This is a genomic window from Mycobacterium sp. G7A2 (assembly GCF_041902445.1).
Lineage (GTDB): Bacteria > Actinomycetota > Actinomycetes > Mycobacteriales > Mycobacteriaceae > Mycobacterium.
This window is the reverse complement of sequence record NZ_CP169251.1, coordinates 3,501,878-3,518,617: the sequence shown is the minus strand read 5'-3', so window position 1 is coordinate 3,518,617 and position 16,740 is coordinate 3,501,878. Positions and strand designations below refer to the sequence as shown.

The 16,740-nt window shown below is 69.0% G+C and carries 12 protein-coding genes; 10 read left to right on the top strand and 2 right to left on the bottom strand.

From position 1 onward, the window contains the following. Window positions 1-66 precede the first annotated feature (66 nt). The 6 genes from ACEWX3_RS16685 (at window position 67) to ACEWX3_RS16660 (ending at window position 10,441) form a co-directional block, all read left to right on the top strand. A complete protein-coding gene (locus ACEWX3_RS16685; protein ID WP_374157121.1) occupies window positions 67-3,450 on the top strand; it encodes a DUF2126 domain-containing protein in 3,384 nt (1,127 codons plus the stop codon). Further along, window positions 3,450-6,152, top strand: coding sequence for a circularly permuted type 2 ATP-grasp protein (locus ACEWX3_RS16680; RefSeq protein WP_374157120.1), 2,703 nt, complete (start codon window positions 3,450-3,452; stop codon window positions 6,150-6,152). Before ACEWX3_RS16685 ends, ACEWX3_RS16680 begins: the two co-directional genes overlap by 1 nt. Then, window positions 6,149-7,081, top strand: a complete 933-nt coding sequence (locus ACEWX3_RS16675) for a transglutaminase family protein (protein WP_207066460.1) — start codon at window positions 6,149-6,151, stop codon at window positions 7,079-7,081. The genes ACEWX3_RS16680 and ACEWX3_RS16675 overlap by 4 nt, the downstream gene beginning before the upstream one ends. Continuing rightward, entirely contained in the window at window positions 7,074-8,159 is a 1,086-nt protein-coding gene (locus tag ACEWX3_RS16670; protein WP_207066459.1) for a putative zinc-binding metallopeptidase, read from the top strand. Before ACEWX3_RS16675 ends, ACEWX3_RS16670 begins: the two co-directional genes overlap by 8 nt. 90 nt (window positions 8,160-8,249) lie before the next feature. Next, on the top strand, window positions 8,250-9,098 hold the full coding sequence (locus ACEWX3_RS16665) for a DUF3097 domain-containing protein (RefSeq protein ID WP_207066458.1): 849 nt from the start codon (window positions 8,250-8,252) through the stop codon (window positions 9,096-9,098). Window positions 9,099-9,118: 20 nt separating this feature from the next. Next, the gene (locus ACEWX3_RS16660) at window positions 9,119-10,441 is read left to right on the top strand and encodes a replication-associated recombination protein A (RefSeq protein WP_374157119.1); all 1,323 of its coding nucleotides are present in this window, start codon (window positions 9,119-9,121) and stop codon (window positions 10,439-10,441) included. Window positions 10,442-10,511: 70 nt separating this feature from the next. On the opposite strand, the gene ACEWX3_RS16655 is transcribed toward ACEWX3_RS16660, so the two are convergent. After that, a complete protein-coding gene (locus tag ACEWX3_RS16655) occupies window positions 10,512-10,796 on the bottom strand; it encodes a GlsB/YeaQ/YmgE family stress response membrane protein (protein ID WP_207066456.1) in 285 nt (94 codons plus the stop codon). Window positions 10,797-10,969: 173 nt separating this feature from the next. Here ACEWX3_RS16655 and ACEWX3_RS16650 point away from each other — a divergent pair, with 173 nt between their 5' ends. Then, complete coding sequence (locus ACEWX3_RS16650; protein ID WP_374157118.1) at window positions 10,970-11,278, top strand: hypothetical protein; 309 nt, start codon at window positions 10,970-10,972, stop codon at window positions 11,276-11,278. A gap of 16 nt (window positions 11,279-11,294) precedes the next feature. Here ACEWX3_RS16650 and ACEWX3_RS16645 read toward each other — a convergent pair whose 3' ends face one another. Continuing rightward, entirely contained in the window at window positions 11,295-11,774 is a 480-nt protein-coding gene (locus ACEWX3_RS16645) for a MarR family winged helix-turn-helix transcriptional regulator (protein WP_374157117.1), read from the bottom strand. A 54-nt stretch (window positions 11,775-11,828) separates the two neighbouring features. Here ACEWX3_RS16645 and ACEWX3_RS16640 point away from each other — a divergent pair, with 54 nt between their 5' ends. The 3 genes from ACEWX3_RS16640 to alaS all read left to right on the top strand — a co-directional run bounded on the left by ACEWX3_RS16640 (window position 11,829) and on the right by alaS (window position 16,736). After that, window positions 11,829-13,547, top strand: coding sequence for a chloride channel protein (locus ACEWX3_RS16640; protein ID WP_221357050.1), 1,719 nt, complete (start codon window positions 11,829-11,831; stop codon window positions 13,545-13,547). 30 nt (window positions 13,548-13,577) lie between these two features. Continuing rightward, on the top strand, window positions 13,578-13,970 hold the full coding sequence (locus tag ACEWX3_RS16635; RefSeq protein WP_374159878.1) for a secondary thiamine-phosphate synthase enzyme YjbQ: 393 nt from the start codon (window positions 13,578-13,580) through the stop codon (window positions 13,968-13,970). 69 nt (window positions 13,971-14,039) lie between these two features. Further along, complete coding sequence (gene alaS, locus ACEWX3_RS16630; protein WP_374157116.1) at window positions 14,040-16,736, top strand: alanine--tRNA ligase; 2,697 nt, start codon at window positions 14,040-14,042, stop codon at window positions 16,734-16,736. The last annotated feature ends 4 nt before the right edge of the window (window positions 16,737-16,740 follow it).

Sequence of the window (16,740 nt, the reverse complement as noted above, 5' to 3'; positions counted from 1 at the left end):
CGTCGACACCGACGCGCCGCCGACGCGATCTGCGGTCGGGGGACCGGTGTGGTGGGATTGCCGGTTATGGGTATCAAGGTGGCCCTGGAGCATCGCACCAGCTACGCGTTCGACCGCCTCGTCGAGATCTATCCGCATGTGGTCCGGCTCCGGCCCGCGCCGCATTCGCGCACTCCGATCGAGGCCTACTCGATGCAGGTGGAGCCCGCCGACCACTTCGTGAACTGGCAACAGGACGCCTTCGGGAACTTCCTCGCCCGGCTGGTCTTTCCGACCCGGGCCCGCGCGTTGACCATCACGGTCGGCCTGATCGCAGATCTGAAGGTGATCAACCCGTTCGACTTCTTCATCGAGGAGTATGCCGAGCAGATCGGCTTCACCTATCCCAAAGCGCTGGCCAACGACCTCAAGCCGTACCTGAAGCCGGTCGACGACGTGGCCGAAGGATCCGGCCCGGGTGAACTCGCCGCGGCGTGGGTCAAGAATTTCTCGGTCGCCCCGGGGACCCGCACCATCGACTTCCTGGTCGCGCTCAACCGCGCGGTCAACGCCGACGTCGCCTACAGCGTGCGGATGGAACCCGGCGTGCAGACGCCCGATTTCACGCTGCGCAGCGGAATCGGTTCGTGCCGCGATTCGGCCTGGCTGTTGGTGTCGATCCTGCGTCAGATGGGTCTGGCGGCCCGCTTCGTATCCGGCTATCTGGTGCAGCTGACGTCCGATGTGGAGGCGCTCGACGGCCCGTCGGGGCCGACCGCCGACTTCACCGATCTGCACGCCTGGACCGAGGTCTACATTCCCGGCGCCGGATGGATCGGTCTGGATCCGACGTCGGGCCTGTTCGCCGGCGAAGGACACATCCCGCTGGCCGCGACCCCGCACCCGGAGTCGGCGGCCCCCATCACCGGCGCCACCGGCAAGGCCGAGACCACCCTCGAGTTCAGCAATCTCGTCACCCGCGTGCACGAGGACCCGCGGGTGACGCTGCCCTACACCGAGGAGTCCTGGGCGGCGATCAACGCGCTCGGTGAGGTCGTCGACAATCGGCTCCGAACCGGTGATGTGCGGCTGACCATGGGCGGGGAGCCGACGTTCGTGTCCATCGACAACCAGGTGGATCTGGAATGGACCACCGACGCCGACGGCCCGCACAAGCGTCAGCGCGCCTCGGCGCTGGCCGCCCGCCTGAAGAACGTGTGGGCGCCCAACGGGCTGATCCAGCGCAGCCAGGGCAAGTGGTATCCGGGTGAACCGTTGCCGCGGTGGCAGATCGGTCTGCTCTGGCGCACCGACGGCGAGCCGTTGTGGACAGAGGACGCACTGCTCGCCGACCCCTGGCCCGAGGAGGCGGTCGCCGCCACACCGGTCTCCGACGACGCGGCCCGCGCCCTGCTGACTGCGGTCGCCGGCACGCTGGGGCTCCCCGCCGCCCAGGTCCGCCCGGCCTTCGAGGATCCGCTGAGCCGCCTCGCCGCGGCGGTGCGGCAACCGGCCGGGCTGCCCGTCGACCCGGCCGATGACCTCGAATCCGACAGCGGGGCGGCCCGCGCCCGGCTGCTGGCCCGGCTCGAGAGCCCGGTCGACCAGCCCACCGCCCATGTCCTGCCCCTGCACCGCCGCGACGACGACACCGGGTGGGCCAGTGCGGATTGGACGCTGCGCCGCGGCCGCATCGTGCTGTTGGAAGGCGACTCACCGGCCGGCTTGCGGCTGCCGTTGAACTCGATCAGCTGGAAACCGCCGCGGCCCTCCTTCGACGCCGACCCGATGCACTCACGAACCACGTGGCGATCAGGCCGCGGGGGAGCGGCCACCGCCGACGCGGTGGTCGAGGACATCGACGACGACGCCGAGTGGACCCCGACCACCGCGTTGGTCGCCGAGGTCCGTGACGGGTTGCTGTATGTCTTCCTGCCGCCCACCGACGACGTCGAGCACTTCGTCGACCTGATCGGCCGCATCGAAGCCGCGGCGGCCGCAACCCGCTGTCCCGTCGTCATCGAGGGATACGGACCGCCCACCGACCCGCGGCTGGCATCGATGACGATCACACCCGACCCGGGGGTGATCGAGGTCAACGTCGCGCCGACCGCCAGCTTCGCCGAACAGCGTGAACAGCTCAAGACGCTCTACGAGCAGGCCCGCCAGGCGAGGTTGTCGACCGAGTCCTTCGAGGTCGACGGCACCCACGGCGGAACCGGCGGCGGAAACCACATCACCCTCGGCGGAATCACACCCGCGGACTCGCCGCTGCTGCGCCGTCCCGACCTGCTGGTCTCGCTGCTCACCTACTGGCAGCGACATCCGTCGCTGTCCTATCTCTTCGCCGGACGCTTCATCGGAACCACATCGCAGGCCCCTCGCGTCGACGAGGGCCGCCCGGATTCGCTGTACGAACTCGAGATCGCCTTCGCCGAGATCGCGCGGCTGACCTCGCATTCCGGCGGGCACGCCGAGCAGTCGGCGCTGGAACATGGTCGCTCCGCAAGCTCCGCTCCGTGGATCGTGGACAGGGCCCTCCGCCACCTCCTCACCGACATCACCGGCAACACCCACCGCGCGGAGTTCTGCATCGACAAGCTCTACAGTCCGGACTCCGCACGCGGCCGGCTCGGCCTGCTGGAGCTGAGGGGCTTCGAGATGCCCCCGCACTACCAGATGGCGATGGTCCAGTCCCTGCTCGTGCGCTCGCTGGTGGCGCGGTTCTGGGACCAGCCGCTGCGGGCCCCGTTGATCCGCCACGGCGCCAACCTGCACGGCCGGTACCTGTTGCCGCACTTCCTGATCCAGGACATCGCCGAGGTGGCCGCCGATCTGCGGGCCTACGGGATCAACTTCGACACCAGCTGGCTGGACCCGTTCACCGAATTCCGGTTCCCGCGTATCGGCACCGCCGTGTTCGGCGGCGTCGAGATCGAACTGCGCGGAGCGATCGAGCCCTGGAACGTGCTGGGGGAGGAGTCCACCGCCGGCGGCACCGCCCGCTACGTCGACTCGTCGGTCGAACGCCTGCAGGTCCGGCTCATCGGCGCCGATCGGCAGCGCTACCTCGTCACCGTCAACGGCCACCCGATTCCGCTGCTGGCCACCGACAACCCCGACGTCCAGGTCGGCGGTGTGCGCTATCGGGCCTGGCAACCGCCCAGCGCGCTGCATCCGACCATCACCGTCGACGGGCCCCTGCGATTCGAGCTGATCGACGCCGCCACCGGGGTGTCCCGGGGCGGGTGCACCTACCACGTGTCGCATCCGGGCGGACGCGCCTACGACAGCCCGCCGGTCAACGCCGTCGAGGCCGAATCACGGCGTGGGCGACGCTTCGAGGCCACCGGTTTCACCCCCGGCAAGGTCGACCTCGCCGAGCTCAGGGAGAAGCAGGCCCGCCAATCCACCGATGTGGGCGCGCCGGGGATCCTGGATCTGCGGCGAGTGCGTACCGTGCTGCAGTAATGGCGCTCCCGGTAGGCCGTCCGACATCTCCGAGCGGGGTCGGGCGGACAGACTTCGACAACCCGCTGGTGCCGTACGACACCGTGCGGGCGCAGCCGGCGCTGTTCGACCTGCAGCCCGCCACCGGGCCGGGCGACGCGGGCTACGACGAGTTCACCGACGAGAACGGCGATGTGCGCCCCGCCTGGCAGGAGGTGGCCGACTGCGTCCGCGACCGCGGCCGCGGCGGGCTGGACCGGTTGCGCGCCGCGGTCCGCAGCCTGGTCGACAACGACGGCATCACCTACATCCAGACCGACCACCTCGGCGACGCGATCACCAACGGCGACGGCGGTGCCGTGCCCGGACCCTGGCAACTCGACGCGCTGCCGCTGGTGATCTCGGAGAGCGACTGGAACACTCTCGAAGCCGGGCTCGTGCAGCGCTCCCGCCTGCTGGACGCGGTGCTGACCGATCTCTACGGAGACCGCCGGTCGCTGACCAGCGGAGTGCTTCCCCCGCAGTTGCTGTTCGCCCACCCCGGCTATCTGCGCGCGGCGCGCGGTATCGAGGTGCCCGGACGCCACCAGCTGTTCCTGCACGGCTGCGACGTCAGTCGCAGTTCATCGGGTGACTTCCTGGTCAACGCTGACTGGACGCAGGCCCCCTCCGGCGCCGGTTACGCCCTGGCCGACCGGCGGGTGGTCGCGCACGCCATCCCCGACCTCTACGAGGAGATCGGCCCCCGGCCCGCCTCCCCGTGGGCGCAAGCGCTGCGCCTAGCGCTGATCGAGGCGGCGCCGGAGACGGCCGAAGAACCCGTCGTCGTGGTGCTGAGCCCCGGCATCCACTCCGAAACCGCTTTCGACCAGGCCTATCTCGCCAGCCTGTTGGGTCTGCCGCTGGTGGAGAGCGCTGATCTGGTGGTCCGCGACGGCAAGCTGTGGATGCGCTCGATGGGCACACTGCAGCGCGTCGACGTCGTGCTGCGGCGCGTCGACGCCGGCTACACCGATCCGTTGGATCTGCGCGCCGATTCCCGGCTCGGTGTCGTGGGCCTGGTGGAGGTGCTGCGCCGCGGCGCGGTGACGGTGGTCAACTCGCTGGGCAGCGGCGTGCTGGAAAGCCCCGGTGTGCTGCGATTCCTGCCCGAGCTCGCCGAGACGCTGCTCGGCGAGACGCCGCTGCTGGCGACCGCGCCGATGTACTGGGGCGGTGCCGACCTCGAGCGCTCGCACCTGCTGGCGAACCTGTCGAGCCTGCTGATCAAGCCCGTCACCGGTGGCGAGCCGATCGTCGGACCGGACCTGTCGGCGGCACAGCGAGAGTCGCTCGCCGCACGCATCGAGGCGACCCCCTGGCAGTGGGTGGGCCAGGAGCTCCCGCAGTTCTCCTCCGCCCCCTCGGATTACCTGCCGACGGGCATGTCCTCCTCGAGCGTCGGAATGCGGCTGTTCACCGTCTCCCAGCGCAGCGGCTACGCCCCGATGATCGGCGGCCTGGGATACCTGCTGGCCCCCGGCACCGCGGCCTACCGCCTCAACACCATTGCCGCCAAAGACATCTGGGTGCGCACGCCGACCCGGGTGACGGCTGAGATCATCCCCGCCGCCCTCCCCGCCGAACCGAGCGCGGCCGAGGCCGTCCGGTTGCCGGCGATGCTGACCTCCCGGCCCACCCCGGAGATCAGCTCGCCGCGTGTGCTCTCCGACCTGTTCTGGATCGGGCGATACGCCGAACGGGCCGAGAACACCGCCCGGTTGCTGACCGTGACCCGCGAGCGCTATCACGAGTACCGCTACCGCCAGGCCATGGACGGCAGCGAGTGCGTGCCCGTCCTGCTCACCGCGCTGGGCACCATCACCGGAACCGACACCGTCGCCGGCGGCGATTACCACGAGTTGGTGGCCACCGCGCCCACCACGCTGTGGGCGTTGACCGCCGACCGACGTCGTCCCGGATCGCTGGCACAGTCCGTCGAACGATTGAGCCTCGCGGCGCGCGCTGTGCGCGACCAGATGTCCAACGACACTTGGATGGTGCTCTCGGCGCTCGAGCGCGCCCTGCTGCACTCCCCGGAGATGCCGCCGGACTCCAAGGCGGAGGGCGAGTCGTTCCTGTCGTCGACGAACACGCTCACGCTGGCCGGGATGCTGGCACTGTCGGGCGTCGTCTCGGAGTCCATGGTGCGCGATACCGGCTGGATCATGATGGACATCGGCAAACGCATCGAGCGCGGCCAGTGGCTCACGGCGCTGCTGCGGGCGACCCTGGCCACCGCGCGAAATCCCGAGGCCGAGCAGACGATCACCGAGTCCACGCTGGTGGCGTGCGAGTCCCTGGTGACCTACCGCCGGCGAAACCCGGGCAAGGTTAGTGTGGCGGGCGTGGCCGAGCTGGTGTTGTTCGATGCGGAGAACCCGCGCTCGCTGGTGTACCAGCTGGATCGGCTGCGCACCGATCTGAGGGCTCTGCCGGGAGCCTCGGGATCGTCGCGCCCCGAACGCATGGTCGACGAGGTGGCCACCCGCTTGCGCCGCATCGAACCTGCCGAGCTGGAGGAGGTCACCGGCGACGGGCGACGCGAGGAGCTCGCCGGGTTGCTGCGCGGCATGAACACCGACCTCCGCGAGCTCTCGGGCGTGATCACCGCCACCCATCTGTCGCTGCCGGGCGGCATGCAACCGCTGTGGGGCCCCGATGCGCGGCGGGTGATGCCGTGACCGCGTTCCCGGACGGGCCGACCGCCTCGGGGGCCAGCCGGTGCTATCAGGTCACCCACCGCACCGTCTACCGCTACTCCGACGTGGTCACCAGCTCCTATGGCCGCGGATTCCTCACTCCGCGCGACTCGGCGCGACAACGCTGCCTCGTCCACGAACTCGTCATCGATCCCGAAGCCGCCGACAGTTCGACCAGCCGGGACGCGTACGGCAACCTCAGCTCGTATTTCCACGTCACCGAGCGGCACCGCAGGCTGAGCATCACCAGCCGCTCTGTCGTCGAGGTCGACCCCCCGCCGGCTGACCTCTACCAGGGGCCGTCGGCGCGCGCGCCATGGGAGATCGCGCGACCCGTCGGCACCGACGGCGCGTTGGCGACCGAGTTCACGCTGGACCTGCAGCCGCCGGAAATCACCGACGAAGTACGCGACTATGCGGCACCGAGTTTCACCGAGGGGCGGCCGCTGATCGACGTGCTGCAGGACCTGACGTCACGTATCTACCGAGACTTCACCTACCGGTCGGGGTCCACCACGGTGTCGACCCAAGTGAGCGAGGTTATGGCGGCCCGCGAAGGGGTATGCCAGGACTTCGCGAGGCTGGCGATCGCCTGCCTGCGCGCCAACGGTCTGGCGGCCAGCTACGTCTCGGGGTATCTGGCCACCGATCCGCCCCCCGGGAAGGAACGCATGGTCGGGATCGACGCAACGCACGCATGGGCAGCCGTGTGGACGCCTCAGAACGCGTGGCTGGGACTGGATCCCACCAACGACCAGATGGTCGATGAGCGCTACGTCACAGTGGGATTCGGTCGTGACTACGCCGACGTCCCGCCGCTGCGCGGCATCATCTACACCGACTCCGAGAGCAGCGTCATCGACGTCTCCGTCGACGTGGCTCCGCACCAGGGGGAGGTGTTGCGTGCGTGATTTCACCTGCCCCAACTGCGGTCAGCGGTTGGCGTTCGAGAACTCGGTGTGCCTGAACTGCGGCAGCTCGTTGGGCTTCTCCCTGGACGACATGGCGCTGTTGGTCATCGCCCCACCCGAGGAGAGCGAGCACGCCGGCGCGGTCGACGAGAGCCACTACCAGCTGTGTGCGAATCTGCATCTGGCCGAATGCAACTGGCTGGTGGAGAAGGGGCCGATCGCCAAACTCTGTGTGTCCTGCGCCCTGACCCGGACGCGACCCAACGACGCCGACACGGTGGCGCTGGCCGCATTCGCGGGCGCCGAACGGGCCAAACGCCGCCTGATCGCCGAACTGCATGAGCTGAAGCTGCCGATCGTCGGGCGCGACGTCGATCCCGACTACGGGTTGGCATTCGACCTGCTGTCGAGCCAGTTCGAGAAGGTGTTCACCGGCCACGACAGCGGTCAGATCACCCTCGATCTCGCCGAAGGCGACGACGTGCATCGCGAGCAGTTGCGCGTGTCGATGGACGAGCCGTACCGCACCCTGCTCGGTCATTTCCGCCACGAGATCGGGCACTACTACTTCTATCGGCTGATCGGCACGTCGCCGGACTATCTCGCCCGGTTCAACGAGCTCTTCGGGGACCCGAACCTGGATTATCAGGACGCACTCGACCGGCACTACAGCGAGGGCGCACCCCCCGGCTGGGAGGACGACTACGTCTCGTCCTACGCCACCATGCATCCCGCCGAGGACTGGGCCGAGACATTCGCCCACTATCTGCACATCCGGGACACCCTCGACACCGGTGCGGCGTTCGGCCTGGCCCCGGCCACCGCCACCTTCGATCGCCGGGTGTTGGGGCCCAGCGGCTTCGACACGATCATCGAGATGTGGCTGCCGTTGGCGTGGTCGCTGAACATGGTGAACCGGTCGATGGGCAAGGACGACCTGTATCCGTTCGTGTTGCCGCCCAAGGTTCTCGAGAAGATGCGGTTCATCCACACCGTCATCGACGAGATCACCTCCGACCCGGCCAAACTCGCCGAAGTCGGCGCCCCCGTCGACGGCCAGTCGCAACAAGTCGACTGACCCGGTCGTCCGGCGTGTGCGCCCATCGACGGGCGACACGCCGGAGCGGGCGTACTCGCGCCCGCTGGACGCCGTCCCTACGATCACTCGGTGGCTGATCGCTATGGTGCCGACATTCTCGCCCACAATCCGCACCGCAAACCCCGCTCCACCGAGGTGCCGATCGAGATCGGCATGGTCGTCGAGGACGCGCAGAGCGGGTTCGTCGGCGCCGTCGTGCACGTCGAGTACGGCCGGATGCGTCTGGAAGACCGGAACGGGCGTACCAAACCATTTCCGATCGGGCCCGGGTATCTGATCGACGGCAAGCCGGTGATCCTGACCGCGCCACGCAAGGCGGGCCCGGCGGCACCGACGCGCACCGCCTCGGGGTCGGTCGCTGTCGCCGGCGCCCGGGCCAAAGTGGCGCTGGCCAGCCGAATCTATGTGGAAGGTCGGCACGACGCCGAGCTCGTCGAACAGGTCTGGGGTGACGACCTGCGCATCGAGGGCGTCGTCGTCGAGTATCTCGGCGGCATCGATGACCTCGCCGCGATCGTCGACGATTTCCGCCCCGGCCCGGGGCGTCGACTCGGCGTGCTGGTGGACCATCTGGTCGGCGGGTCCAAAGAGGCCCGAATCGCCGATCAGGTGATGCAGGCGGTACGCCACGGCCCGGGCGGAGAGCACACCCTGATCGTCGGCCACCCGTTCATCGACATCTGGCAGGCGGTCAAGCCCGCACGGCTCGGCCTGCAGACCTGGCCGACGATCCCGCGATCGCAGGACTGGAAGCACGGAATCTGCGCCGCTCTGGGGTGGGCACACCGTGACCAAGCCGACATCGCCGCCGCGTGGCAACGGATCCGCGGGCGGGTCCGTGACTGGACCGACCTCGAACCCGAGCTGATCGGGCGGGTGGAGGAACTGATCGACTTCGTGACCCAACCCGCGTCATGACGCAGTGGTAAGCAGGGAGCGTGTCCGAGAGCCTGTTCGACGTCCCCGCTGAGCCGGTGACCGGTGCCGCGGCTGCCGCGTCGGCACCGCTGGCCGTGCGCATGCGGCCGGCCTCGCTCAACGAGGTGGTCGGCCAGGCCCACCTGCTCAAACCCAACTCGCCGCTGCGGCGACTGGTCGAGGGCTCGGGCGCGGCGTCGGTGATCCTCTACGGACCTCCGGGGACCGGCAAGACCACGCTGGCTTCGCTGATCTCCCAGGCCACCGGCCGCCGCTTCGAGGCGTTGTCGGCGCTGTCGGCGGGTGTCAAAGAGGTCCGCGCGGTCATCGAAAGCGCGAGAAGCGCCGCCATCCGCGGTGAACAGACCGTGCTGTTCATCGACGAGGTGCACCGTTTCTCGAAGACTCAGCAGGACGCGCTGCTGGCCGCGGTGGAGAACCGCGTGGTCCTGCTGGTGGCGGCTACCACCGAGAATCCGTCGTTCTCCGTGGTGGCCCCGCTGCTGTCGCGCTCACTGATCCTGCAGCTGCAGCCACTGACCGCGGCCGACATCGCCACGGTGCTGCGACGCGCGATCGACGACGAGCGAGGTCTGGGCGGCACGGTGACGGTCACCGATGCTGCCGTGGAGTTGCTGGTGCAGTTGTCTGCCGGCGACGCGCGCCGGGCCCTGACCGCGCTGGAGGTGGCGGCAGAGTCCGGTCAGGAGATCGGCGTCGAGGTCGTCGAACAGTCGCTGGACCGGGCCGCGGTCCGATACGACCGCGACGGCGATCAGCACTACGACGTGATCAGTGCGTTCATCAAGTCGGTTCGCGGCTCGGATGTCGACGCCGCCCTGCATTATCTGGCGCGCATGCTCGTGGCGGGGGAGGACCCGCGCTTTCTGGCTCGCAGGTTGATGATTCTGGCCAGCGAGGACATCGGGATGGCCGACCCGTCGGCACTGCAGACGGCCGTGGCCGCAGCACAGACAGTTCAACTGATCGGCATGCCCGAAGCGCAGCTGACGCTGGCTCATGCCACCGTCCACCTGGCCACCGCGCCCAAGTCCAACGCCGTGACCACAGCGCTGGGCGCGGCGATGGCCGACGTCCGTGCGGGCAAAGCAGGGCTCGTGCCGGCCCATCTGCGCGACGGGCACTACTCCGGCGCCTCGAAGCTCGGCAATGCGATCGGCTACAAGTACGCGCACGACGATCCCGACGGCGTTGTGTCGCAACAGTATCCGCCGGACGAGCTGGTCGGTGTCGACTACTACCGGCCCACCACCCACGGTGGTGAGCGGGAGATCGCCACCCGGGTGGACAAGCTGCGCGCCATCATCCGTAGGCGCCGCTGAAACATCTGTGCCCAAGGTGATCCCGGCCGGTCGGGGTTCCGGCCGGGACCACGTCAGGGGCACTCAGTCGCTAGCGCGAGACTTTCGACCGCCCGCGTCCCATCAGCGCAGCGACCAGGCCGACACCGAGGGCCGCGACGATGACCTGGACGAGCAGCTCGAGCCAATCCACCCCCGACGTGGCGGTCGGGATGCCGATGGCGCCGGCCAAGGCGGTCCCGATCAACGCCGACACGATTCCGACGAGGATGGTCACCAGGATCCCGATCTTCTGCTTTCCGGGCAGCAGGAGCCGGCCGAGGGCGCCGACGACGATGCCGATGAAGATGGCGCTGATGATTCCGGTGACGGTCATGGTGTCCTCCAGGGCTGGCGGTGCGGGCTGCGGTCAGAAATACCCGGCGTGACAAGGCAATAAACGCGCGCGTCAACCGCGTGGCGCCTGCTCGCGACCGCTGTCGGGGTGTACCCCGCGAAACCGGCCCATGGACCGGTTTCGGGTGCCCGGTGGCGGGTAAGCGGATCGCGATGACGGATGATCGTGCGTTTCTCCAAAGCTATTCCGCGGTGCTCGTCGGGCTGGTGCTCTTCCTGGCGGGCAGCGCCGGACTCGGCATCTTCCTCACCATGGCCGGTGAGGGCATGTCGGAGGGTGCCGTCACGGCCGGAATCTTCGGCGCGCTGGGTCTGGCGCTCGGCATCGGACTGCTGGTGGTGGTCTTCCGGCGCCGGGGCGGCCTGCTGCGCAGCCGCACATCGTCGGCGCAGCGCCGCAGATACCGTGCTGAGTATCGCGAAGCGGCTGGCGGCCAAGCCGATTCGGCACGTGCGGAATGAGTCGCCACCAGGTGCCCTAGCGCAGATGGTCTTCTTCGGCCGCGCCGACCGGCAACTCACCGCCGGCCTCGGTGAAGGCGGACAACGCCCGTACCAGTCCGTGGCGCTCGGCCCGCGGCATCGTCGCGACGATGGCGGCGATCTCCGCGCGCCGCTTGGCGGTCACAGCGTCGACCGTGTCGCGACCGTGGGCTGACAACTCGGCGATCAGTTCCCGGCGCGACTCCGGATGCGGTCTGCGGTCGATGAGCCCCGCGTCGACGAGGCGGTCCACCATCCTGCCCGCGGTGGACGGCGTCACGTCGAGCAGTCCCGCCAGGGTCGCCAGGTTCACCGGTCCGCGGGTGCGCAGGATCACCAGCGTGCGGAACTGGGGGAAGGTGAGGGTGTCATCGACGTCGGCGATCGAGCGGGCCGAGATCGCCACGAGGAGTCGCGATGCGCTCAGCAAGGCGTCGGTGATGGCTTCGGAAGAATCGCCGGCGTTGTCGGTCACGTGGCGATCGTCACGCGATTAGCGCACCGACAGCAACTGTTGCATACTGCAACAATGTCCCTGCGCAATGAGCTGGGCCATTGGTTGCGTGAGCGGTCCTCGTCGCTGGTGCCCCTCGCCGTCGTGGTGGGTGTGTGTACCGGGTTGGGGGCGGTGGCGTTTCGATCGCTGATCAACGGATTCACCTGGCTGTTCACCGGACATCAGGACTACGCCGGACTGGGCCGGGTGGCCAGCGAACACCTCCCGTGGCTCGGTGTCGGCTTCCTGGTGGTGGTGCCCGCGGTGGCCGGACTGATCTACGGCCCGCTCGTGCACCGGTTCGCCCCGGAGGCCCGCGGCCACGGCGTTCCCGAAGTCATGTACGCGGTGTCGATGCGCGGCGGTCGGATCGCCCCGAAGGTCGCGTTGGTCAAATCGCTGGCCTCGGCGCTGTGCATCGGCGGCGGTGGCTCGGTCGGCCGCGAGGGGCCGATCGTGCAGATCGGCTCGGCGGTCGGGTCGGGTGTGGCCCAGTGGCTGCGGCTGGACACCGCCCGGGTGCGGTTGCTGTTGGCCTGCGGCGCTGCGGGCGGCATCTCGGCCACCTTCAACACCCCGCTGGCCGGGCCGTTCTTCGCGATGGAGTTGATCCTGCGCGACTTCGCCGCGCAGTCGTTCGGTGCGGTGGTGCTCTCCAGCGTGACCGCGTCCATCGTCGCGCGGGCGATCCTGGGCAACGAACTGTTTCTGACGCTGCCCTCGTTCAGTGTGCACAGCCCCGCCGAGTACCTGCTCTATGCGGCGCTCGGTGTCCTGGTCGGCGCGGTGGGCGTCGCGTTCTCGCGGGTGCTGTACCTGGTCGAGGATTTCTGCGACTGGCTCTGGCGCGGGCCGGAATGGGCCCGCCCCGCGGCGGGCGGACTGCTGCTGGGCTTGCTGCTGCTGGCGCTGCCGGAGATGTACGGGGTCGGTTACCCGGTCTTGCAGAACGCCATCGAAGGCCGATACGTGGTCGGCTTCCTGCTGCTGCTGATGGTCGCCAAGATGCTCGCGACCAGCCTGACCATCGGTATCGGCGGGTCCGGCGGAGTGTTTGCGCCCACGCTGTTCATCGGTGCGATGGCCGGTAGTGCCTTCGGTGCGCTGGCACACCTGGGCTGGCCCGAGTCCACCGAGGCGGCCGGCGCCTACGGGCTGGTCGGGATGGGTGCCGCCCTGGCCGGGGCGACGCGCGCCTCGATCACCGCGGTGGTCATCCTCTTCGAGCTGACCGGGCAGTACTCCATCATCCTGCCGTTGATGATCGCGATCGCGCTGGCCGCGGGGACCAGTCACCTGCTCTCGCGGCAGACCATCTACACGCAGAAGTTGTGGCGTCGCGGCGTCGACATCGACCGACACGCCAGCGACAACCTGACCGCGGCCGACGTGGCGGCGCCACCGGACCGCGTTCTGCACGAGCACATGCGGCTGGACGAGGCCGCGGAGTTGATCACCGGCGCCTCGGTCCCGCTGCTGCCGGTGTTGGCCTCGGACGGCCGGTACCTGGGCTGCGTCACCGCCGAGGACGCGGTGGCGGCCATCGAGGGCGGCAGCCCACCGCAGCACATCGACTCGCTCATCCAGCGGCTGCCCACCCTCGCCGTCGACGCGAAACTTCCCGACGTCATCGAGGCGCTCAGCGGTCACGGCGCCGCGGGACTGCCGGTCGTCGATGGTGAACCGGCGCGGCTGTCCGGATGGATCACCTATGAAAACGTGCTGAACAGGCTCACCGCCGACCTGCGGTGAGCTCGTAGGCTCGAGAAGATGAACACCGAAATGCTCGACGTCGACACGTCGCGTCGACGGATCGTCGACCTGACGTCACCGGTGCGCGACTTCTGCGCCTCACATGGTTCCGATGGACTCTGCAACGTGTTCGTGCCGCACGCCACGGCGGGGGTGGCCATCATCGAAACCGGTGCCGGTTCCGACGACGACCTGGTCGACACGCTGGAGCGGCTGCTGCCCCGCGACGATCGCTACCGCCACGCCCACGGGTCGCCCGGCCACGGCGCGGATCATGTCCTGCCCGGCCTGGTGTCCCCGTCGGTGACGGTTCCGGTCAGCGACGGGGAACCGTTGCTGGGAACCTGGCAGAGCATCGTGTTGGTCGATCTGAACAGGGACAACGCCCAGCGCCACGTGCGGTTGAGCTTCCTGCCGGGCTGACGAGGGCGACCGGTACTGTGGTGCGGTCGAGTAATCGCAGGTGACTTGAGGATTAGAGGACGGCAGGACGTGCAGACACACGAGATCAGGAAGCGTTTCCTCGATCATTTCGTGCAGGCGGGCCACACCGAGGTGCCCAGTGCTTCGGTGATCCTCGACGATCCCAACCTGCTGTTCGTCAACGCCGGCATGGTCCAGTTCGTGCCGTACTTCCTCGGTCAGCGCACCCCGCCGTGGGCCCGGGCCACCAGCGTGCAGAAGTGCATCCGGACCCCGGACATCGACGAGGTCGGCATCACCACGCGGCACAACACGTTCTTCCAGATGGCCGGTAACTTCTCGTTCGGCGACTACTTCAAGGCCGGGGCGATCGAACTGGCGTGGACGCTGCTGACGAACCCGGTCGAGCAGGGTGGCTACGGATTCGACCCCGAGCGGTTGTGGGCCACCGTGTATCTCGACGACGACGAGGCCGCGCAGCTGTGGCGCGACATCGCCGGTCTGCCCGCCGAGCGGATCCAGCGCCGCGGGATGGCCGACAACTACTGGTCGATGGGCATTCCCGGCCCGTGCGGTCCGTCGTCGGAGATCTATTACGACCGGGGCCCCGACTACGGCGTCGAGGGTGGTCCGGAGGCCAACGAGGACCGCTACATCGAGATCTGGAACCTCGTGTTCATGCAGAACGAGCGCGGGGAGGGCACGTCGAAGACCGACTTCGAGATCCTCGGCCCGCTGCCCCGGCAGAACATCGACACCGGCATGGGGGTCGAGCGGGTGGCCTGCCTGCTGCAGGGTGTGGACAACGTCTACGAAACCGACCTGCTGCGCCCCGTCATCGATCTGGTGGCAGGTATCGCCCCGCGCGGGTACGGCCAGGGAAATCACGAGGACGACGTCCGCTACCGGATCATCGCCGACCACACCCGTACCGCGGCGATCATCATCGGCGACGGCGTCAGCCCCGGCAACGAGGGCCGCGGATACGTGTTGCGTCGCCTGCTGCGGCGCATCATCCGGGCGGCCAAACTGCTCGGTGTCGATCAGCCCGTCATGGCAGACCTGATGGTCACCGTGCGCGACGCGATGGGCCCGTCGTATCCGGAACTCGTCAGCGACTTCGACCGGATCCAGCGCATCGCCGTCGCGGAGGAAACCGCGTTCAACCGCACTCTGGCCTCCGGTTCGCGACTGTTCGACGAGGCGGCCCGCAGCACGAAGGCCTCCGGGGCGGACAAGCTCTCCGGCAGTGACGCCTTCACGTTGCACGACACCTACGGCTTCCCGATCGAACTGACCCTCGAGATGGCGGCCGAGGCCGACCTGAGCGTCGACGAGGAGGGCTTCCGCAGCCTGATGGCTGAGCAGCGCCGCCGCGCCAAGGCCGACGCCGCGGCCCGCAAACAGGCCCACACCGACCTGTCGGCGTACCGCGAACTCGTCGACACCGCCCCCACCGAGTTCACCGGGTTCGACGAATTGACCACCGAGGCAACGATTCTCGGCATCTTCGTGGATGGCAAGCGGGTGCCGGTGGTGGCTCATACGGGCCGCGACGGCGCCGGCGAGCGGGTGGAGCTGGTGATCGACCGCAGTCCGTTCTACGCCGAGTCCGGCGGCCAGATCGCCGACGAGGGGGCCATTTCAGGCACCGGTTCCTCCGGGACCGCCAAGGCCGCGGTGACCGACGTGCAGAAGATCGCCAAGACATTGTGGGCGCACCGCGTCGTGGTGGAATCCGGCGAGTTCGTCGAGGGGGACACCATCGTCGCCGCCGTCGATCCGCGCTGGCGCCACGGCGCCACCCAAGGCCACTCGGGCACCCACATGGTGCACGCCGCGCTGCGTCAGGTGTTGGGTCCCAACGCAGTTCAGGCCGGCTCGCTCAACCGCCCAGGCTATCTGCGCTTCGACTTCAACTGGCAGGGCGCGCTGACCGAGGACCAGCGCACGGACATCGAGCAGGTCACCAACGAGGCGGTCGAGGCCGATTTCGAGGTGCACAGCTTCACCACCGAACTCGAGCGAGCCAAGGCGATGGGCGCGATGGCGCTCTTCGGCGAGGCTTACCCCGACGAGGTGCGGGTCGTCGAGATCGGCGGACCCTTCTCGCTGGAGCTCTGCGGCGGTACCCACGTGGGCAGCTCGGCGCAGATCGGGCCCGTGACCATCCTCGGCGAATCGTCGGTGGGTTCGGGCGTGCGCCGGGTCGAGGCGTACGTGGGGATGGATTCCTTCCGCCATCTGGCCAAGGAGCGCGCGCTGATGGCCGGGTTGGCTTCGTCGCTGAAGGTGCCCTCCGAGGAGGTGCCCGGCCGGGTCGCCACGCTCGTCGAGCGGCTGCGCGCCGCCGAGAAGGAACTCGACCGGCTGCGGATGGCGAACGCGCGCGCTGCGGCGGGCAACGCGGCAGCGGGTGCCGAGCAGATCGGTGAGGTCCGTGTCGTGGCCCAGCGCATGGCCGGTGGCATGTCCGGCGGTGACCTGAGGTCGTTGGTGGGCGACATCCGCGGCAAGCTCGGTAGCGGGCCGGCGGTCGTCGCGCTCATCGCCGAGGGCGACAACGACGCGGTGCCGTACGTGGTGGCGGTGAATCCGGCCGCCCAGGACCTCGGGTTGCGGGCCGACGATCTGGTCAAACAGCTCGGGGTCGCGGTCAACGGCCGCGGTGGGGGGAAAGCAGATCTGGCGCAGGGATCCGGTAAGGGGGCGGCGGGTATCGACGCAGCATTGGCGGCGGTACGCGCGGAGATCGGCCGGGGCTAGCAGG

Excerpts from the sequence above, each read along its gene's own strand:
- ACEWX3_RS16680 (WP_374157120.1), top strand. The coding sequence starts at position 3,450 with ATGGCGCTCCCGGTAGGCCGTCCGACATCTCCGAGCGGGGTCGGGCGG.
- ACEWX3_RS16685 (WP_374157121.1), top strand. The coding sequence starts at position 67 with ATGGGTATCAAGGTGGCCCTGGAGCATCGCACCAGCTACGCGTTCGAC.
- ACEWX3_RS16655 (WP_207066456.1), bottom strand. The coding sequence starts at position 10,796 with ATGACCGTCACCGGAATCATCAGCGCCATCTTCATCGGCATCGTCGTC.
- ACEWX3_RS16650 (WP_374157118.1), top strand. The coding sequence starts at position 10,970 with ATGACGGATGATCGTGCGTTTCTCCAAAGCTATTCCGCGGTGCTCGTC.
- ACEWX3_RS16640 (WP_221357050.1), top strand. The coding sequence starts at position 11,829 with ATGTCCCTGCGCAATGAGCTGGGCCATTGGTTGCGTGAGCGGTCCTCG.
- ACEWX3_RS16635 (WP_374159878.1), top strand. The coding sequence starts at position 13,578 with ATGCTCGACGTCGACACGTCGCGTCGACGGATCGTCGACCTGACGTCA.